This is a genomic window from Propionibacterium australiense (assembly GCF_003666605.1).
GTDB lineage: Bacteria > Actinomycetota > Actinomycetes > Propionibacteriales > Propionibacteriaceae > Propionibacterium > Propionibacterium australiense.
Genome location: NZ_RCIV01000003.1, coordinates 143,683 through 161,222, shown reverse-complemented (window position 1 = coordinate 161,222; position 17,540 = coordinate 143,683). Strand labels below are relative to the sequence as shown.

Here is a 17,540-nt window from a genome sequence, read left to right as displayed (position 1 = left end):
GAGGCAGCGGTACTCTGAAGGGCAGGGATCGATACCCGGACCCAGCTGAATGGAAGGCGGCCCCATGGCGGACGTTCGCGAACGGATCCTTGCCGAGTGCGAGCCCAGCTACCCGGCGATGTTCCGGGCCCGCGCGGCCATTGCCCCAGATGCCGTGGCCTACCAGGTGCCCCTCTACACCGAGCCGGAGCAGTGGGTCGACATCACCTGGCGGCAGGCCGAGCGAGAGGTCGACGAACTCGCCGCCGGTCTTGTCGCTCTCGGCCTGGGCAGTGAGGAGCGGGTGGCCATCGCGGCCATGACGCGTATCGAGTGGATCCTCGCCGATCTCGGCGTGGCCTGCGCCGGCGGCGCCACGACGACCGTCTACCCGAACACCAAGCCGGACGACGAGCTGTACATCCTGCAGGACTCCGGGTCGGTCATGGTCGTGGCCGAGAACTGGATCCAGGCCCAGAAGGTCATCGGGCTGCCAGATCTCGACGAGCAGGTCCGCCACATCATCCTCATGGACGACGACCGCCCCGTCGGCTACGCCGACGATCGTCTCGTCACCTGGGAGCGGTTGCACGAGCTGGGGCGCGAGTACCTGGCGGCCAACCCGGACGTCCTCGCCGAGCGGCTCGCGACGATGGGGCCCGAGACCCTGTCCACCCTCATCTACACCTCCGGTACCACCGGCCGTCCCAAGGGCGTCGAGCTGCCTCACCGGTGCTGGACCTACGAGGGTCATTCCATGCGCCTCATGTGGGACGGCGTCGTCGACGAGAACGACTCGCTGTACCTGTGGCTGCCGCTGTCGCACGTCTTCGGGCGCGACCTGGTCGCCGCCCAGCTGGCCATCGGTTTCCGCGTCGTGGTGGACGGGCGGATCGACCGCATCGTCGAGGGCATGCGCGAGACCGGCCCGACCATCCAGGTGGGCGTGCCGCGCATCTACGAGAAGATCCGCGCCACCGTCATGACGATGAACCCGTCCAAGGGCCTCAAGGGCCGCATCGCGCGCTGGGCCTTCGCCGTCGGCCGCGAGTCGCGGGGCTACCGCCTGGCCGGGAAGAAGCTGCCCTGGCCGGTCCGCATCCGCTACGCGCTCGCCGACCGGCTGGTGTTCCAGAAGCTCAAGCAGACCCTCGGCGGGCGGGTCCGTTTCATGATCTCGGGCTCGGCCAAGCTGTCCGAGCAGGTGCAGGAGTGGTTCTACTCGGCCGGCATCATCGTCATCGAGGGCTACGGCGCCACCGAGACCGCAGCCATCGCAGCCGTGAACGTACCCAACAAGCCCCGATTCGGCTCGGTCGGGCCCGTCACCCCGGGCATCGAGCACAAGCTGGCCGACGACGGGGAGCTGCTGCTGCGCGGGCCGACGATCGCCACCGGGTACCACAACATGCCCGAGGAGACCGCGAGGGCCTTCGCCGGCGGCTGGTTCCACACCGGTGACATCGGCGAGTTCGACGAGGACGGCTATCTGAGGATCACCGACCGCAAGAAGGACCTCATGAAGACCTCGAACGGCAAGTACGTGGCGCCGCAGAAGGTCGAGTCCACGCTGCTGGCCAACGTGCCGTACATCACCCAGGCCGTCGTGAGCGCCGAGGGACGCCCGTACGCCGTCGCGCTGCTCACCCTGGACCGTGCCGACCTGCTCAAGTGGGGCAGGAAACACGGCCACGGCGGCGACGACTACGCCACGCTGTCCCAGCTGCCCGAGATCCGGGCCTCCATCGACCGCTTCGTGCGCCGGGCCAACGCGCGGCTGGAGCGCTGGGAGACCATCAAGCGCTACGAGATCCTCGACCACGAGTTCAGCCAGGACAGCGGCGAGCTGACCCCCAGCCTCAAGGTCAAGCGCAACGTCGTGCTGGAGCGCTACGCCGACACGATCGACGCCCTGTACGAGCAGGACTCCCGGTCCGATCTCACCACCGACAGCCGCAGGGCCTGAGCCATGGCCTCCTTCACCGTCGACATCCCGTTGCGCTGGTCCGACCTCGACCCGCAGGGCCACATCAACAACGTCATGACGATCGACTTCACCCAGGAGGCCCGGGCCCGCTTCATGATGGACTCGCAGGCACCCCAGCTGCTCCTCGACGGCTGCGTCATGGTGAGCCAGCAGGTCGAGTACCTCAAGTCGATGCTCTACTCCACCGAGCCGCTCACCGTGGAGTTCGGTACCGTCGAGGTGCGCGCGGCGCGCTTCATCATGGGCTATCGCATCTGGCACGAGGGGCAGCTGCGCGGACGCGTGCGCACCTCGATGTGTCCCTTCGACTTCGAGACCCAGCGGCTGCGTCCGCTCACCGCCGACGAGCGCAGGGCCCTCACCGACATCGCCATCGAGGGTGAGACGCGCTGGCGCCCGCTGCCCAAGGCCCGGCTCAGGGGGCGTGGCGAGCCGACCAGGCTCTACGCCCGGTGGAGCGACCAGGACAGGTACGGCCACGTCAACAACGTGCGCACCATCGACTGGATCCAGCAGGCCCGCATCGAGGCGACGACGGCGATCGACCCGTCGATGGCCCGGGCCGGCATGGGGCTGGGGTCAACGGCGGGCAGGTGGGTAGTGGCCCGTCAGGAGATCGACTACGTGGAGCAGATGCAGTGGCGCCCCGAGCCGTACATCGGCTACACGGCCCCGCTGCACGTGGGCACCACCTCGGTGACACTCGGCTGCGAGATCTGCGACCCGCGGGCCGCCGACGCCCCGGTGCTCACCCGCTCACGCACCGTGCTCGTGCGCACCGGCGACGACGGCCGCCCCGCCCCGCTGCCCGAGCACACCGCGGCGGCCATGCGCACCCGCCTCGTCACCGACTGAACGAGCCTGGTCCTGCGGTTCGCGTGCAATGACGCACAAGAACCGCAGGACCAGCACGTCCCGCGGCGCTCAGCGGCCGTAGTAGCCCTGGTAGACGCAGTCGAACGGGGCGTTGCCGTGCATGCGGTGCTCGATCGCCGAGACGACGACCTGCTTGGCGGTGCGGGCGGCCTCGAGCGGCTCGGCGCCCTTGGCGATCTCGGCGGTGACGGCGGCCGCCAGCGTGCAGCCGGCCCCGGAGACCCGCTCACTGCCGATGGCCGGCACCTCGAGCACCTCCATCGTGGTGCCGTCGTAGAAGACGTCGAGTGCCGTTCCGGTGTCGAACAGGGTGCCGGCCTTCGCCAGCACGTAGGGAACGCCCTGGTCGTGGATGCGGCGGGCGCCCTCGGTGAGCTGCTCGACGGTCGTGATCTCGTCCATGCCGGAGAGCACCTGGGTCTCGAAGAGGTTCGGGGTGACCAGCGTGGCGTGGGGCAGGATCTTGGCGCGCAGGGCGTTGTCGGTGTCGAGCGCGGCGCCCGGCTCCTGGCCCTTGCAGATGAGGACCGGGTCGAGGACGATCTGGTCGAAGTCGTACTGCTCGAGGGCCTGCGCCACGACGTCGATGGTGGCCGGGGTGCCGAGCATGCCGATCTTCACGGCGTCGATGCGGCCGTGGACGGCGACGGCAGCCTCGATCTGGTCGTGGATGACCTGCGGGTCGACGGGCACGAAGCGGTGGGCCCAGTCGTTGCCGGGGTCGAACGAGACGATGCAGGTGAGGCTCGTGGCGCCGAAGACGCCCAGCTGGGCGAAGGTCTTGAGGTCGGTCTGGGCGCCGGCCCCGCCGGACGCCTCGGAGCCTGCGATGGCGAGAGCGATCTTGGTCATGGGCCCATTGTTGCCGAGACCGGGCCAGCCGGTCGGTGAGGTCCACAACGGACGCCGAGGACATGCTTTTTTCAACAGGATCTGGCCGTTTCAGGCCGAAAAAGCCCGGAAACGGCCAAATCCTGTTGGATTTAGCATCCCTGCCCGGGGTGCCCCGGGAGCGGGCTCAGTCGGATCCGGCCGTTCGAGGCCCCCGCATGTCTTGAAACGCCCGCCCCTCATCGGTGTCGGACCCCGGTTCCTCATGAACCGAGGGCTTGGCTCGGACCCGGTGTCCGATGGCTTCTCGGTGTGGTTCGGCGCCACGAAGGCGGTGAGGCGACCAGTCTCTTGGTCCCGGTTCGTGTCACTGGCGAGGTCTCGGTGCGCGCATGCATATGATTGTGCTGTCCCCGGGGTCGTGGGGTCACACGCTGAGTGAGGTGGCTGCCAGGCATGTCGACGGTTGCTGTTCCGATGTCGCGCAGCACATATCTCAAGCTGGCACCGAACGAGGACTCCATCGGTCCCGAGGGTTTCAAGGACTGGTGCGAGACGAAACTGGAAGCCCGTGCCAAGTTGGCCGTGGACCTCTTCTCAGGAGCGGGAGGTCTCAGTCTTGGCGTCGAGCAGGCTGGGTGGACGATCGCCGCCTCTGTTGACCACTACAAGGCCGCTCTGGAGACCCACCGCCACAACTTCGGCGGTATGACCCTTGACTGGGATCTTGGTGACCCTGATGCCCGGGACAAGTTCATCACCATGTTCGAGGGCATCGAGATCGACTTGGTCGCAGGGGGGCCGCCGTGTCAGCCCTTCAGCAGGGCGGGACGGAGCAAGATCCGTAGCTTGGTTCTGTCCGGTGCCCGGCCCGCTGTCGATCCACGGAAACAGATGTGGCAGGCTTTCCTCGACATCGCCCTGCGGTTGAACCCGAGGGCCGTTCTCATGGAGAACGTCCCGGACATGGGGCTGAGCGACGACTTCCATGTGCTGCGTCACATGTCGGAGACGCTCCAGGAACATGGCTACGCGACGAGCATCAACCTCGTCGACGCGTGGCGTTTCGGGGTGCCCCAGCACAGGCAGCGCATGATCCTGCTGGCTCGTCGTGACGGATTGGACTTCGCTTGGCCCGATGATGACCCGAAGGTTCTGCTTAGGGACGTGCTGAGTGATCTCCCCAACCTGAATGACGACACCGGATGCCGGGAGATGCCTTACCAGCAGGACCCCGAGAACGACTTCCAGCGTGAGATGAGACGCGGTGCAGGAGAGATCCTGACCGAGCACATGACCAGACCGGTCAGGCATGATGACCGCATCATCTTCTCAATGATGAAGCCGGACATGCTCTACTCAGAGATCCCGGCGGACCTGCGCCGTTATCGGGCGGACAGCTTCACGGACAAGTACCACAGGTTGGACCCCGATGGTCTCAGCCGTTCGATCACCGCACACATCGCGAAGGATGGCTACTGGTACATCCATCCCGAGGAGAACCGCACGCTGACAGTGCGGGAGGCCGCCCGAATCCAGACCTTCCCCGACAGGTTCCGGTTCGCGGGAACACGTTCTGACGCGTTCAGGCAGATCGGGAACGCCGTACCGCCCTCACTAGGAAGGGCGGCTGCCACTGCTCTTGGTTGCGAGGCCCCGGAGATCGGATGGCAGGATGTCAGGCAGCTGCAGGTGTCCTTGGTTGACTGGGCTCGTGAACAGGCGGTGGGCGCCATGCGCGTCTGGTTCCCGGGTCACGACGTGACACCGCTCGTGGCACTGGCAATGGCCGCGCAGTCCCGCCTGCACCTCGGGGATCAGCGGCTGGCCTCGACCATCCGGCCCCTGCTGGGCAAACAGGTCCTCTCAAGAACTCTTCTCAACCGATGCATAGGTTTGGCGAGCAGTCAGCGTCAGATGGACCTGCTCGCGAATCTCGAACGGCTGCTGAACGTGCAGGTCACCGTCGATGACGAGTTCGCGGAAGAAGTGCGGCTGCGTAACGCGGAGAAGCGACTGTTCCTCGTCCTCGGTGGTGAGGACGTCCTGCTGAGGAATCAGGCATGCTTCCGCGTAGCGGCTAGGACGTTGGGGACGGAATCGGACCAGAGGAACAAGTACTCACATGGGCTCTTGGACGTGGCTCGTCTGGTCGGTTCCGGCCCGAAGGCCCCGACCCGCATGGCGGCGATCCGGCTGCTGGGCTCACAGGTCTGCACGGCACGTGCACCACGCTGCGATGCCTGCCCGCTCGTGGCGCACTGCACCTACGCGAGGGGGACCGAGACGCTCGACCCGACCCTGGGCCTCGACCCGAACGGACACGTGGAATGACGCATGTCACCAGACCAGAACCACTGTCCGACATCGTGAGGCGGCGCATGGAGACGCAGCCCCGGACTGGGACGGAACCCGAGCTCGAGCTGCGGAAGCTCCTCTTCGCGGAGGGCCTTCGCTATCGCGTTAACTATCCGGTCCCGGGCAAACCTCGCCGGACCATCGACATCGCGTTCCCCGGAAGAAAGGTGGCCGTCTTCGTCGATGGTTGTTTCTGGCACTCCTGCCCCGAGCACGCTGTCGAACCACGTCACAACGGTGGTTGGTGGCGGGAGAAGCTGGCGCGGAACGTCGCCCGGGACGAGGAGACCACGAGGATTCTGGAGGACCAAGGGTGGTCCGTCATCAGGCTGTGGGAACACTTACCGGCGAGGGAGGCAGCCACCCTTGTCAAGGCTGCGGTCGTGGAGGGATAACGTTTCTGTCATGAATTCGGGGGGACAAGACTCACGCAGTGCCGCGTGGGACAAGGTCGAGGCCGCGATCCTGCGGCGGGTCATGGTCAAGCGAGAACCGATGGATCAAGCGGTCGATCACGTGACTCATCAGCTGAGAAAGCACGTACCGAGGGGATTCGTTCAGGAAGTCGCCGATTCGTTGAGGAACGACATGGATCGGAATCGGGTGGTCGAGAACGTCGTCGCTGATGTGAATGCGTACGAGGGTTCTCAGCCCTGCCCGACTGCGTTGATGAGTGGAGAACGATGGCAGCAGTACAGGGCCCTGCTCGAGAGCGGTGGCGCACTGGGCTTGGACGAACTCGGCCGTACGACCATGGACGTGTGCTCTCTCCTAGTCGCGCCCAGCGAGATTGGAACTCGTCGCAAGGGCCTCGTCATGGGAAATGTGCAGTCCGGCAAGACCCGCCATTTCGCTGGGCTGATCGCCCGTGCCGTTGACATGGGCTATCGCTTCGTCATCGTGCTGTCGGGACTGCACAACAACCTTCGTGAGCAGACCCAGAGTCGTCTGGACAGGGATCTCTTCACCGACGAGGAGTTCTGGCACCACCTGACCAGGGTCGACAACAACGACTTCGATCGCGGGAACGAGATGGTCTCGCTCATGGGGAGGAACAGTCGGCTCCGACTGTGTGCCGTCGTCAAGAAGAACAAGACCAGGCTGAGAAATCTTGAGGTGAGTCTTCGGGGCGTTCCCGAGGAAATACGGGAGAAGTGCCCGATCCTCATCGTCGATGACGAGGCCGATCAGGCGACCCCGAACAGCGAGCAGGCTCGTGAGAGAATCTCGGCCATCAATGCTGCACTGCGCAAGATCTGGGCCCTCGTCCCGAGTGGCTCCTACGTTGCCTACACGGCCACCCCCTTCGCCAATGTGCTCATGGACCCCGACGATGAGGAGGACCTCTTCCCCTCGGACTTTGTCTACACCCTCGATCCCGGAGACGGGTATCTCGGTGCCGAGCAGGTCTTCGGGCTCGCCGACCCCGATGTCGACAACCCCGATCCCCAGTCGGAGGGCCTCGACATTGTCAGGATCATTCCTCTTGGGGATTCCGAACTCCTGAGGCCTCCCTCGAGGAAAGCACAACGAGAAGGTTTCGACCCCGAACCGCCCAATTCCTTGGTGGATGCTGTCAAGTGGTTCGTCGTGGCCAGCGCCGTGCGGAGAGCACGCGGGCATCGAGGGCACTCGTCCATGCTGGTCCACACGACGCACTACACGGACCCGCACTTCGCCATGCAGGGACGGTTGCGGGTCGTGGTCGACGGGATGCGTCGTGACGTGGAACAACACCACGGGGAGGGACTGTCACCCTTCTACGAGTCCTGGAAGAAGGAGTACAAGAGAATCGAGGTCCCTGAGGGACAGGCCGATCCTTCCTGGGGTGCTGTCGCCGAACAGGTTCCGCAGGTGCTCAGCGACATGGAGGTCATCGTCGACAACGGGCAGTCGGAGGACAGGCTGAACTACGACGACAACCCGAGAACGGTCATCGCCGTCGGTGGCGGCACCCTGTCCCGTGGTCTGACTCTTGAGGGCCTCGTCGTCTCCTACTTCACCAGGACTTCCAACACCTACGACACCCTCATGCAGATGGGACGTTGGTTCGGCTACCGCCCGGGCTACGAGGACCTGCCCCGAATCTGGGTGGCCGACGGTCTCGACAGGGACTACGCGTTCTTGGCGCTCGTCGAGAAGGACCTCCGAGACGAGATCAGGTCCCTTGAGGGCGGTGAGTTCACCCCGCGGCAGGTCGGGGTCAAGGTGCGCAGCCACCCAGGTCGCTTGGAGATCACCGCTGCGGGGAAGATGACGAACGCCCGTGTCGTCCAGGTCAGTATGAGCGGTGTGCGCCAGCAGACCTTCATCATGGATGGCAGTCCACGGCTGACGCACGAGAACCTCAGAGCCCTCGAGAAGCTGTTGGGGGACCACGAACTGCGCCTGCTGACGGAGGGCGGTCACCGGTGGATCGCCCGCGGGCTCACCACACAAGAGGTGATCGACTTCCTCCGGGGCTACCGATTTCACCAGGACCAGAAGGTTTTCGCCGATCCCGATCTGCTCGGTTCGGCGATCGAGTGGCTCGACCGTTTCGCCCGGAGCAGCGGCTGGAACGTCGTCTTGGCCGGCAACTCAACTCGTGGGGCGGGGGAGAGCCTTGGCGAGCTTCACGTGGCAGGGGTCAGCATTCCCATGCTTCGACGCGCACCACTTCGCGGCAGCACCGTGGAGAAGCTGGACTTCAAGGCCATCATGTCCCCGGCGGACCGTCTGGCCGACATCGATCCGGGCGTCTACAAGGACCTGCCGCACAGCACGGATCCGGAGCGCATGGCCATCAGGAGGAGACTTGCCGGTGGTGATGGGCTCATCGTGGTCTACCCGATCAGTCACCTGACCGCCAAGGACCAGAAACTCGGTACGCGTGTCGACATGCCACCCGGGGTGGGTGAGGATCTCTTCGGATTCGGCATCGTCTACCCGAACGTTGCTGACGACACGGAGCAGGGGAGCTTCGTCAGCGTCAGACCCTCGAGCGACGTGGACCTGGGTGAGCCCGAGGAGGACGACGAGTGGAGGGATGAGGAATGAGCGGCTCGAGAAGGGCCTTCGGGCTGCTCTTCGCCACCTTGTACGAAGGGCACGAAAGAGACTCGGCGGCGATGGTCACCCGGCCCGTGCCGGACGGCGTCCACCCCATGCTGTACGCCGTGGACTCGAGTGCGGCGCGTCACCTGCTCGTGCCGATCGACGACGACTACGCCTTCACCGAGGTTCATGGTGACGTCCTGTCCCTGACCGACTGGGTGGACCCAAGGACAGGGCACCGCCACATGGACCTGATGTGCGGCTCGGATCAGTTCCACGAGGTGTTCTCCTCGCTCGTCGACGACATCACACGTCGTGTCCAGATCGCCGATCACGAGCCGGGATCCGTGCTTCAAGGCGTGCTCAGGGAATGGAAGCACCTGCTGCGCCCGGCCAAGGCCATGAGAAGCGAGACAAGGCGGGGGCTCTTCGGTGAACTGGAAGTGCTGAGCTGGCTGGCGAGCAGGAACGCCAACTACGCGCTGGACTCCTGGACCGGTCCCTCGGGCACGGTGCACGACGTGACGACACCACGCGCCGATCTTGAGGTCAAGGCCTCGGACAAGGAGGGGATGTCCGTCGTGGTATCAAGTCTGGAGCAGTTGGATCCCCCTGCCGACCATCCCTTGGTACTCGTACGGGTCCCGGTGCGCGAGACCTCCTCGGGGCAGACGATCCAGGATCGGGTCGAGGAACTGGTGGACCTCGGTGTATCGCGCTCTGAACTGGTCGGGAAGCTGGCGGAATACGGCTTCCTGCTCGGCGCCGACCCTGACGACGTGCGTTACGAGACCGTGGGAGCGCCGGTCGCCTGGTCCGTTGGACAGGACTTTCCGGGGCTGCGCTCTGCAGACCTTCCCGAGCACCGTCGCCATGCCATCACGAGAGTGAGGTACACACTGGATCTGGTTTCCGAGCAACCGCTCAGCGGAGAGGAACTTGGCGCCTGCTTGGACGAGATGATGAGCGAGCAGCCATGATCGAACTCGACTGGGTGCCCAAACCATTTCGTGACGGGGACATCGCTGGGGAAGGAACGAAGAAGCTCCTCGGGACGAGTCTCGAGGTGCCGAGTCTGTTACTGAGGGAGACCGCCCAGAACAGCTGGGATGCACGCGTCGGTAGCGGTGTCGTCCCGGAGTACCAGATGAGGTTCACGACCCTCGACGCGGCAAGAATGAGTGTCCTACGGGACATGGTCGTGCCACGGACCGCCCCAGACAGCCCACTGTCCGAGACCGTCAGGAAGTCAAGGCTCCCAGTCGTGGAGATCCATGACCGGGGCACTACCGGTCTCGATGGTCCGACACGCAACGACATTCAAGTGTCAAAGAGGAGTTCCACGAACTTCCGGGACTTCATACTCACCGTCGGTGCTCCGCGAGACCAGCAGTACGGTGGTGGCACCTACGGCTTCGGGAAGACCGCCTCCTTCAGGGCGAGTCAGTGCGGGACGATCCTCGTCTGGACGAGGATCAGGAATGGGGCAGGTTTCGAGGAACGATTCATCGCGGTCTCGGTCAGCCCCAACTTCAGCATGGGCGGGAAGCGTTACACCGGACAACAGTGGTGGGGTGTCAGATCGAGCAGCAAGGGTGTCGACAACGTGCAACCGATCACAGGTTCCGACGCTCATGAGCTGGGAGAGGTGCTTTTCGAACGAGGGTTTCAGCACAGTGAGACCGGCACATCCATCATGATCTTGGATCCGGTGTTCGACGACGGACGCGAGGCCTTCATCCGGGCGTGTGCAGATGCAACCATCCGCAACCTGTGGCCGAAGATGATCCCAGGTCAACCTGCTGACCGTCAGATGGCGATCAGCCTCACCAAGGATGGCGAGCAGGTGCCGCTCTCCGCTGAGCACGGCGCCCAAGAGCTGGCTGAGCGGCAACGATGCCTGACCGCGATCCGCGAGGCCCAAGCCGGGCAGGAGTCCTCTGATGTTTTCGTCCGAGTCGAGGAGATCTGGTGCATGAAACCCAAGATGCTCGTCGGCCATCTCGCCATCACTCCCTGCCTGTTCCCCGTGGAGAACGACACCACCAACACCGTCACTTTCATGCGCAACGAGGCCGAGTTGGTGGTGCGCGAGAATGATTACCCGTCCTTACGGAATGGCAGGGACAACTGGGTGGCGGTGTTCAAGCCGGTCAAGGAGTGTGACGACGCTTTTGCCGCTGCCGAACCTCCGACTCATGACGACTGGAATCCCAGTTCTCTCCAAAGACCTCAGAAGACCTACGTGAACGTCGCCCTGAAACGGATCAAGGAGGCGTTGGTGGAGTACCTGAGGCCGGCAGATGCCTCCATTGCGCTAGGCGAACACGTCTCGACCGGGGAACTTGCCGACTCGCTGCGCGTGTTGGCCATGGGAACCGACGGTGGCCATCCGAGCGGACTCCCATCCTCGAAAAGGAGGAACACGGGAGGTCTGCGCAGGAATGGGAAGAAAAAAGCTGTCGAGGTCCTGTCCAGCGACCTGCTGCCTCTGTCCCGTGACTCAGCCCCCGGGCAGGTGTCGGCCCGGATGGAGTTGCGGGCCCCGACGGGTGTGAACACGATGACGGTGATGCCCGACCTTTCGATCGTGGTGGATGGGAGCGGGCCGATCAGGGACATGGATCACGTTCGGATCGACTCATGGACCACCGCGATGGGAGAAGTCACGGGCGGGGAGTCCTTGGAAGTGCATGGAGGCGATGTCTTCTTCATCGACATCACATATCCCGAGAACGTCGCGGTGAACTGCGCCTTCCGAACCGAGGTCACCAAGTGAAACTCATGCCGTTCCGAACTGCGACCGACTTGGCGGTCGAGTGCGCTACCCCGGTGCTCAAAATCCGGGGGAAGTCATACGAGCCGGACTCCGTGATCCCGGACTGGGATTACCTCACCGAGGTGACCGTTGAGGGGGAACTCACGATCAAGAATGACCTGCTGCTCTCCTCGACCGGACTCACTCCCGAACCCGGGCTCGCCGGGGTGAGAGCGATGCTGCGCGTCGACTGCCCGGCAACGGGAGAACGATTCCTGGGGACGAGTCCTCTCGATCCTCGGGATCACCCGTTGGTACTGGTTACGCAACTGCCGGCCGGAACCGTGGCCGAGGAACTCGAGGTCCGCTACGAGATCGTCCTGGACGCCCCCGACGGCACGTCACGCGCGGACCGTGCCGCCCACCTGCGGGGGAGCAGGCTCTACGAATCAGGCAGGGCCCACCGGTTCAGGCTTGAGGGAAGCGGGTCGGTGTTCCCGATCGAGGCATTCGAGTTCAAGGGCGGTGACTTCCCAAGCGACAGCGTCTGGTCGCTGAGGTTCCAGGACGACGATCTCACGGCACCGTACCTGAGCGCGGTCCGACTGTACGTGAACACCGGGCACGAGGAGGGGGCCAAGCTGGTGGAGGGCCGGTCCGACGTCGCCAAGTCGGTGCTCGAACGGGACGTGCTGCTGCAGCTGCTCACCAAACTGGTGGTCAGGGACAGGGACGACCTGGGGCAGGAATACCCGGAGGGGAGCGCGGGAGCGGTCATCGGTTCCCTGTTCGACCTCTTCCTCGATCAGAGCCTGCAGGGCGCGGCAGAACTCATGCGTGATGACCCCGGCAGGGTCTACGCGCTTCTCCAGGGGAGCACCAGATTCCTGAGGAGCGACCAGTGAGTTTCCTGCTCATCCCGAGACTGTCGACCAGCGAGGCCCATGAACTGCTGTTGGAGCACTCCGGTGTCCTTGGCGGTGGTGCGCCTCCCGACTCCCTGGTCAGGCTCGATGTGCAGGGCACACCGAACCCCACGGGCGGCGCAGCAGCATCACCCTCGGACCTGGAACGATGGCGCCAGGGAATTGTCGAACGAGTCGGTGGCATCGACGCACGATCCCGCGAGGGACGGGACGAACTGGGCGTTCAGCTCGGGAGGGCCATCCAGGAGATCATCTGCCCCATCCCGGCAGACGCCGCACACGATGGTACGTGGTCGTACCTCGCGCTGGTCGTGTTCCCCGACGTCGTGAACCGCCGGTGGCCGGGGGAATGGGTGAACGGCCAGTTCACCCTCCCCGCCGAACGCTGGATTGGACGCCAGACGACGGGCCGTGACCGCAACTACCTGAAGCTCGCCTGGCGACGCTGGGTCGTGCTGGGTGAGGTCATGAGCGAGGCACGGCCCTTGCTGGGTGAGGACGAGTTCGGTGCCCTGCTCGAGCGCACCGCGGTTGCCAGGAACAAACGACTGGTGGTGGCTGCTGCACGGGTCATCATCCAGCGCGGACCGGGCTACCCGGGTGGGCGCATGGAGTTCGCGCGTCAGCTCATGAAGCGGATCGCCGCGAGGACGGGCCCGCTGCTGCTGGACATCCGTACCGATGACGAACTCATGGACGTGGTCATCGCCGAGGCCGATGCCTGCTTCAAATCCGTGCAGTACAGAGGCGCGCGGCGCGCAGCCGTCTGATGGGTGGGATGAAGTCCTTGAAGTAGCGCTGGCATAAGTTCCGGGCTCATGGTCTCGTCGTCAAGTGATTGTCCCAGCGTTTCGTGAACCACTGGCTGTCCAACCCGTAGTCCTACGTTTGGTTGTGCCGCAGTGCCAAGATGGCGATGTGATAGGGGTGGCTGGTCTTCATCGCGTGATTGATTTCGATTCAAGCCAACTTGTTTCAAGTGGAGGAACATCGCTGACAGCAAGGTACAGCAGTAATTATATCACATGGCTTGGTGCTCCTCCGTACGAGGCGAAGACCTGCTCTCGTGTCTTTGCTATCCGTTCAGCTATTTTTCTGATGCTCCTGCTGAGCCATTTATCTGCGGCGCTTCCTTCGTCGTAGTTTGCTTCGGCGATGCTGTTGACGCGACGCTGGTCTTCGAGTTTGGCGGCATTCTCGTAATTCTCATCCCCTGGGGCGTAAACCCCCAAGGTTTTCCCTCCCTTGCTGTTGATGAGAGAAAAGCTCGGTATATCACTCGGTCCATCCGCGATATAGATCATGTTCTGGATTGGTACGCGCCGCTGGTCTTCTGGGATCATTGTATTGACTTCGATTGAGGGGTTTTTGTTCACGCCTTTGTTAATTTCGAAAATGGCGCGAGTTTTGCTCGTATTGTCAATGGTGTATCCAACTTGCGCAACGACTTCGGATTTCATGTCGGGGAGCTGCTCAAGGAATCCGGGAGGGGCTGCTTCGGGCAATAGATCGCAGGCTCAAATTCCGTCAACTAAGTTTCCGGGAAGCCTTCCTCGATCATGGCTCGAAGCCCAGTAGAAACTATGTAATGCTCGACGGTGATGCCATGCTTGTTGAACCGATCATTGGCTTTCACAAGCTCGCGTGTTCTTTCAAAAAAATTTGGTAAGCCTGGTGCTAATTTAATATCAGCTCCCAATTCATTCAGTTTTTGATTGGTCAACCCTTCAAATTTGCCCGCGCGGACGTATGTCAATATGTGGTTGAGGTAAACCGTGTCCTTTCCGATTCTTGCAGGGCCTCCGGGGAGCTCTTTGTTGTTATAGTAGCTTTCAAGTTCGTTGACTTCTTTCCAAAACTGATTAGGATCAATGTTGAACGCATCAAATAACGGTTCCTGCATGTAGCCATGTGTAAGTGTTTTGTCAAAATCCCATATAAGTGCAATGATGTTTTGAGGGTTTATTGCAGGGGGCATCAGACCGTCTCCATCGTTCCAAAGAAAACTCTGTCGTGTTCAATCCACCAGCTCTGTAGTTCAAAATCACTTTGGTAAAGGTATTCACGGGCGAGGTTCAATGATGATCGTGGCACAAGGGCTCGGAACTTGTACGTCTTGAAGCGTGGCCATTGTGAAAGTAGTGTCCAGCTAACCTCGTTCATTCTTGCATCGATGATGAATTCAAACTGTCTTGAGTGGCTCGCGAACAGCAGGGCGAACAAGCCGGGGGCTTTATCTGTGATGTCTCTGACTTGACAGGCTTCGCCATGGATGCTCCAAGCAAAAAGTGCAGCGTCGAGTACTTGCCGGGGTGCTGAATATTTGTCTGACAATGCTTTCCTTTGGTTGTCCTGATGTTGGATAGAGTCAACACGGCATTTTAGCCCCGGAATGGTTCCGCTCTTTTGCTTGCTGCACACGGTTGGCGAGTTCTTCCGGAAGTAGTGGATATCCTCGGTGAATCATCCGGTGACAGTTCGAGCAAACCAGTGCGAGATCTGTCAGTCGGGTCGTGGTCGTGCCAGAAACATGAAGAGGTTGGCGGTGGTGAACCTCGACATAGCCGCTTCCGAGGTCTCCGTAGAACTCTTCGAAATCGAAGCCGCACACCTCGCAGGAGATGCTTCCCCGCTGTTCTCGGGTCTGTTTTATCTTATGGTTCCGGATGCGTGGGTCACGTTCCCTGCGCTGCTGCAGAACGGCGACTATGCTTCCTTCACGGACTGTCATCTCTGGATCGTGGGTTTGGATCGCTGATATCTCATCGGGTCTCACGGTCTCATTCACGATCGCATTCCTGATCATCTGCGCATGAGTGGCCATGCCCGCACTGTCAATAATGAACTTCTCGACCACCTCACTGTCCAAACGTGACGCATGTGTGGGGGCGCCTTGATAGGAGGGGTGACAGGTCCGCAGGTTCTCCAGCTTCAGGTGGACGCTTGCTCTGCTCCGGAAGCTGTCGTCGGGTTGCTCTAGGGGATGAAAGGGTGACCGGCGTAGGAGCTCTGAGAGCTCGGTAACACGTTCATCGGCCAGCCGGATTGATTCCCAGCGGTTGCGCTGGAGCTCGTCGCACACAAGGATGAGCTCATCCATGGTCCAGTTGATCGCCATGCTCTGAGCGTAATGCGAAGATCCAGTCTGGAGCCGATACTCAGGCCGAGCTGAGCCCTGTTGGGCGAGAAAGCGAGGAGGCCCCGCCATCACCGGCCGGGCCTCCTCATCAAAGAAGCGGAGAAAACCGTCCGTTCAGTCGATCTTCGTCTCGGAGCGGTCCGCGGTCCACTCGATGTGGTAGTGGCCGGGCTCGTCGACGCGCTCGTAGGTGTGCGAGCCGAAGAAGTCGCGCTGGGCCTGCGTGAGGGCCGCACTCACCCGCGGCGCGCGGGCCATGTCGTAGTAGGCCAGGGTGGCGCTGAACACCGGCGCGGGGACGCCGGATGCGGCGGCCAGGCCCACGACGCGGCGCCAGGCGTCCTGGTTGGCGGCCATCTCGGGGGCCACCGAGGAGGAGCACATGAGCGAGACCAGGTCCGGGTCGGCGGTGTACTCCTTGCGGATCCGTTCGAGCAGGGCGGCGCGGATGATGCAGCCGTCGCGCCAGACGCTCGCGGCCTGGGCCACGTCGATGTCCCAGCCGAACTCGCGGCCGCCGGTGCGGATCTCGTCGAAGCCCTGGGAGTAGGAGACGACCTTGGAGCACCACAGCGCCTTGCGGACGTCCTCGACGAAGGCATCCCGGTCGTCCACGCGGACGGTGCCGTCGGGGCCCTGGAGCGCGGCCTGGCCTGCGGCGCGCAGCTCGTCGTGGCTGGACTCGGCGCGGGCGAACACGGCCTCGGCGATGCCGTTGGCCGGGACACCGAGCTCGAGGGCGGTCTGAACTGTCCAGGTGCCGGTGCCCTTCATCTGGGCGCGGTCCTTGATGATCTCGACCAGGTCCTTGCCGGTACGCGGGTCCTTGGCGCGCAGCACCTCGGCGGTGATCTCGATGAGGTAGCTGGACAGGTCGCCGGTGTTCCACGCGGCGAAGACGTCGGCGCACTCGTCGTTCGACAGGCCGGCGCCGCGCAGCAGCTGGTAGGCCTCGCCGATGACCTGCATGTCGGAGTACTCGATGCCGTTGTGGATCATCTTGACGAAGTGGCCGGCACCGTTCGGGCCCATCCAGGCGCAGCAGGGCTCGCCCTCGTAGTGGGCCGAGATGTCCTCGAGCATCGGCCCGATGATCCGGTAGGACTCGGGGGTGCCGCCGGGCATGATGGCCGGGCCGGTCAGGGCGCCGTACTCGCCGCCGGAGATGCCGGCGCCGACGAAGTGGAAGCCCTTCGCCGAGATCTCCTGCTCACGACGGATGGTGTCGCGGAAGTAGGCGTTGCCGCCGTCCATGATGATGTCCCCGGGCGACAGCAGGGGCAGCAGGGTCTCGATGGTGGCGTCGGTCGGGCCGCCGGCCTTGACCATGAGGATGATCGAGCGGGGGGCCTGGATCGACTGCACGAACTGCTCAGCGGTCACGGCCGGGATGAAGTCGCCCTCGGACCCGTGGTTCTCGATGAGAGCCCGGGTCTTGTCGTAGCTGCGGTTGTACACGGCCACCGTGTACCCGTGGTGCGCGAGGTTGCGGGCCAGATTCGAACCCATCACTGCCATACCGACGACGCCGATGTTCGCCTTGGCGGGCTGTTCCGTCATTGAGGATCTCCTTGTGGTTGCGGGAGCCGCCGCATGGGCAGCGTTACCCGCGCACATCATGCCATCGCCGGCATCCGCCGCGCCGGTGTT

General features: G+C 63.3%; 15 protein-coding genes. 9 read left to right on the top strand and 6 right to left on the bottom strand.

From position 1 onward, the window contains the following. Positions 1-64: 64 nt before the first annotated feature. Together D9T14_RS04710 and D9T14_RS04705 are read left to right on the top strand one after the other, a co-directional pair. A complete protein-coding gene (locus D9T14_RS04710) occupies positions 65-1,945 on the top strand; it encodes an AMP-dependent synthetase/ligase (protein WP_121587793.1) in 1,881 nt (626 codons plus the stop codon). Positions 1,946-1,948: 3 nt separating this feature from the next. Beyond that, entirely contained in the window at positions 1,949-2,821 is an 873-nt protein-coding gene (locus tag D9T14_RS04705) for an acyl-CoA thioesterase (protein WP_121587794.1), read from the top strand. Positions 2,822-2,890: 69 nt separating this feature from the next. Here D9T14_RS04705 and D9T14_RS04700 read toward each other — a convergent pair whose 3' ends face one another. Then, complete coding sequence (locus tag D9T14_RS04700) at positions 2,891-3,694, bottom strand: hydroxymethylpyrimidine/phosphomethylpyrimidine kinase (RefSeq protein ID WP_121587795.1); 804 nt, start codon at positions 3,692-3,694, stop codon at positions 2,891-2,893. A gap of 435 nt (positions 3,695-4,129) precedes the next feature. On the opposite strand from D9T14_RS04700, the gene D9T14_RS14345 reads away from it, so the two are divergent. From D9T14_RS14345 to D9T14_RS04665, 7 genes are all read left to right on the top strand, one after another. After that, positions 4,130-6,007, top strand: a complete 1,878-nt coding sequence (locus tag D9T14_RS14345) for a DNA cytosine methyltransferase (protein ID WP_121587796.1) — start codon at positions 4,130-4,132, stop codon at positions 6,005-6,007. 47 nt (positions 6,008-6,054) lie between these two features. Further along, positions 6,055-6,426 carry a very short patch repair endonuclease gene (locus D9T14_RS04690; protein ID WP_121587868.1) on the top strand — a complete coding sequence of 124 codons (372 nt, stop codon included), beginning with the start codon at positions 6,055-6,057 and terminating at the stop codon, positions 6,424-6,426. 274 nt (positions 6,427-6,700) lie between these two features. After that, entirely contained in the window at positions 6,701-9,070 is a 2,370-nt protein-coding gene (locus D9T14_RS04685; protein ID WP_126464233.1) for a Z1 domain-containing protein, read from the top strand. Further along, positions 9,067-10,047 carry a PD-(D/E)XK motif protein gene (locus D9T14_RS04680; RefSeq protein ID WP_121587798.1) on the top strand — a complete coding sequence of 327 codons (981 nt, stop codon included), beginning with the start codon at positions 9,067-9,069 and terminating at the stop codon, positions 10,045-10,047. Before D9T14_RS04685 ends, D9T14_RS04680 begins: the two co-directional genes overlap by 4 nt. Continuing rightward, complete coding sequence (locus tag D9T14_RS04675) at positions 10,044-11,846, top strand: hypothetical protein (RefSeq protein ID WP_121592095.1); 1,803 nt, start codon at positions 10,044-10,046, stop codon at positions 11,844-11,846. Before D9T14_RS04680 ends, D9T14_RS04675 begins: the two co-directional genes overlap by 4 nt. Before the next feature lie 92 nt (positions 11,847-11,938). Further along, positions 11,939-12,730 (top strand): hypothetical protein, encoded by a 792-nt coding sequence (locus tag D9T14_RS04670; protein WP_147434114.1) that lies wholly within the window; start codon positions 11,939-11,941, stop codon positions 12,728-12,730. Beyond that, positions 12,727-13,521 carry a DUF6339 family protein gene (locus D9T14_RS04665; RefSeq protein WP_121587801.1) on the top strand — a complete coding sequence of 265 codons (795 nt, stop codon included), beginning with the start codon at positions 12,727-12,729 and terminating at the stop codon, positions 13,519-13,521. The genes D9T14_RS04670 and D9T14_RS04665 overlap by 4 nt, the downstream gene beginning before the upstream one ends. Positions 13,522-13,767: 246 nt before the next feature. Here the strand turns inward: D9T14_RS04665 and D9T14_RS13870 are convergent, their stop codons facing one another. The 5 genes from D9T14_RS13870 to gnd form a co-directional block, all read right to left on the bottom strand. Beyond that, complete coding sequence (locus D9T14_RS13870; RefSeq protein ID WP_197720560.1) at positions 13,768-14,211, bottom strand: hypothetical protein; 444 nt, start codon at positions 14,209-14,211, stop codon at positions 13,768-13,770. A 71-nt stretch (positions 14,212-14,282) separates the two neighbouring features. Further along, positions 14,283-14,729, bottom strand: a complete 447-nt coding sequence (locus D9T14_RS13865; protein ID WP_197720559.1) for an HAD family hydrolase — start codon at positions 14,727-14,729, stop codon at positions 14,283-14,285. Next, complete coding sequence (locus tag D9T14_RS13280; protein ID WP_126464232.1) at positions 14,729-15,085, bottom strand: hypothetical protein; 357 nt, start codon at positions 15,083-15,085, stop codon at positions 14,729-14,731. Before D9T14_RS13280 ends, D9T14_RS13865 begins: the two co-directional genes overlap by 1 nt. 34 nt (positions 15,086-15,119) lie before the next feature. Further along, positions 15,120-15,869: an HNH endonuclease gene (locus D9T14_RS04655; protein WP_170175717.1), complete on the bottom strand. Its 750-nt coding sequence runs from the start codon at positions 15,867-15,869 to the stop codon at positions 15,120-15,122. A gap of 135 nt (positions 15,870-16,004) precedes the next feature. Then, entirely contained in the window at positions 16,005-17,450 is a 1,446-nt protein-coding gene (gene gnd, locus D9T14_RS04650; RefSeq protein WP_121587803.1) for an NADP-dependent phosphogluconate dehydrogenase, read from the bottom strand. Between the last annotated feature and the right edge of the window lie 90 nt (positions 17,451-17,540).

Excerpts from the sequence above, each read along its gene's own strand:
- D9T14_RS13865 (WP_197720559.1), bottom strand. The coding sequence starts at position 14,729 with ATGCCCCCTGCAATAAACCCTCAAAACATCATTGCACTTATATGGGAT.
- D9T14_RS13870 (WP_197720560.1), bottom strand. The coding sequence starts at position 14,211 with ATGAAATCCGAAGTCGTTGCGCAAGTTGGATACACCATTGACAATACG.
- D9T14_RS14345 (WP_121587796.1), top strand. The coding sequence starts at position 4,130 with ATGTCGACGGTTGCTGTTCCGATGTCGCGCAGCACATATCTCAAGCTG.
- D9T14_RS04675 (WP_121592095.1), top strand. The coding sequence starts at position 10,044 with ATGATCGAACTCGACTGGGTGCCCAAACCATTTCGTGACGGGGACATC.
- D9T14_RS04710 (WP_121587793.1), top strand. The coding sequence starts at position 65 with ATGGCGGACGTTCGCGAACGGATCCTTGCCGAGTGCGAGCCCAGCTAC.
- gnd (WP_121587803.1), bottom strand. The coding sequence starts at position 17,450 with ATGACGGAACAGCCCGCCAAGGCGAACATCGGCGTCGTCGGTATGGCA.
- D9T14_RS04690 (WP_121587868.1), top strand. The coding sequence starts at position 6,055 with ATGGAGACGCAGCCCCGGACTGGGACGGAACCCGAGCTCGAGCTGCGG.
- D9T14_RS04705 (WP_121587794.1), top strand. The coding sequence starts at position 1,949 with ATGGCCTCCTTCACCGTCGACATCCCGTTGCGCTGGTCCGACCTCGAC.
- D9T14_RS04655 (WP_170175717.1), bottom strand. The coding sequence starts at position 15,869 with ATGGCGATCAACTGGACCATGGATGAGCTCATCCTTGTGTGCGACGAG.
- D9T14_RS04685 (WP_126464233.1), top strand. The coding sequence starts at position 6,701 with ATGAGTGGAGAACGATGGCAGCAGTACAGGGCCCTGCTCGAGAGCGGT.
- D9T14_RS04680 (WP_121587798.1), top strand. The coding sequence starts at position 9,067 with ATGAGCGGCTCGAGAAGGGCCTTCGGGCTGCTCTTCGCCACCTTGTAC.
- D9T14_RS04700 (WP_121587795.1), bottom strand. The coding sequence starts at position 3,694 with ATGACCAAGATCGCTCTCGCCATCGCAGGCTCCGAGGCGTCCGGCGGG.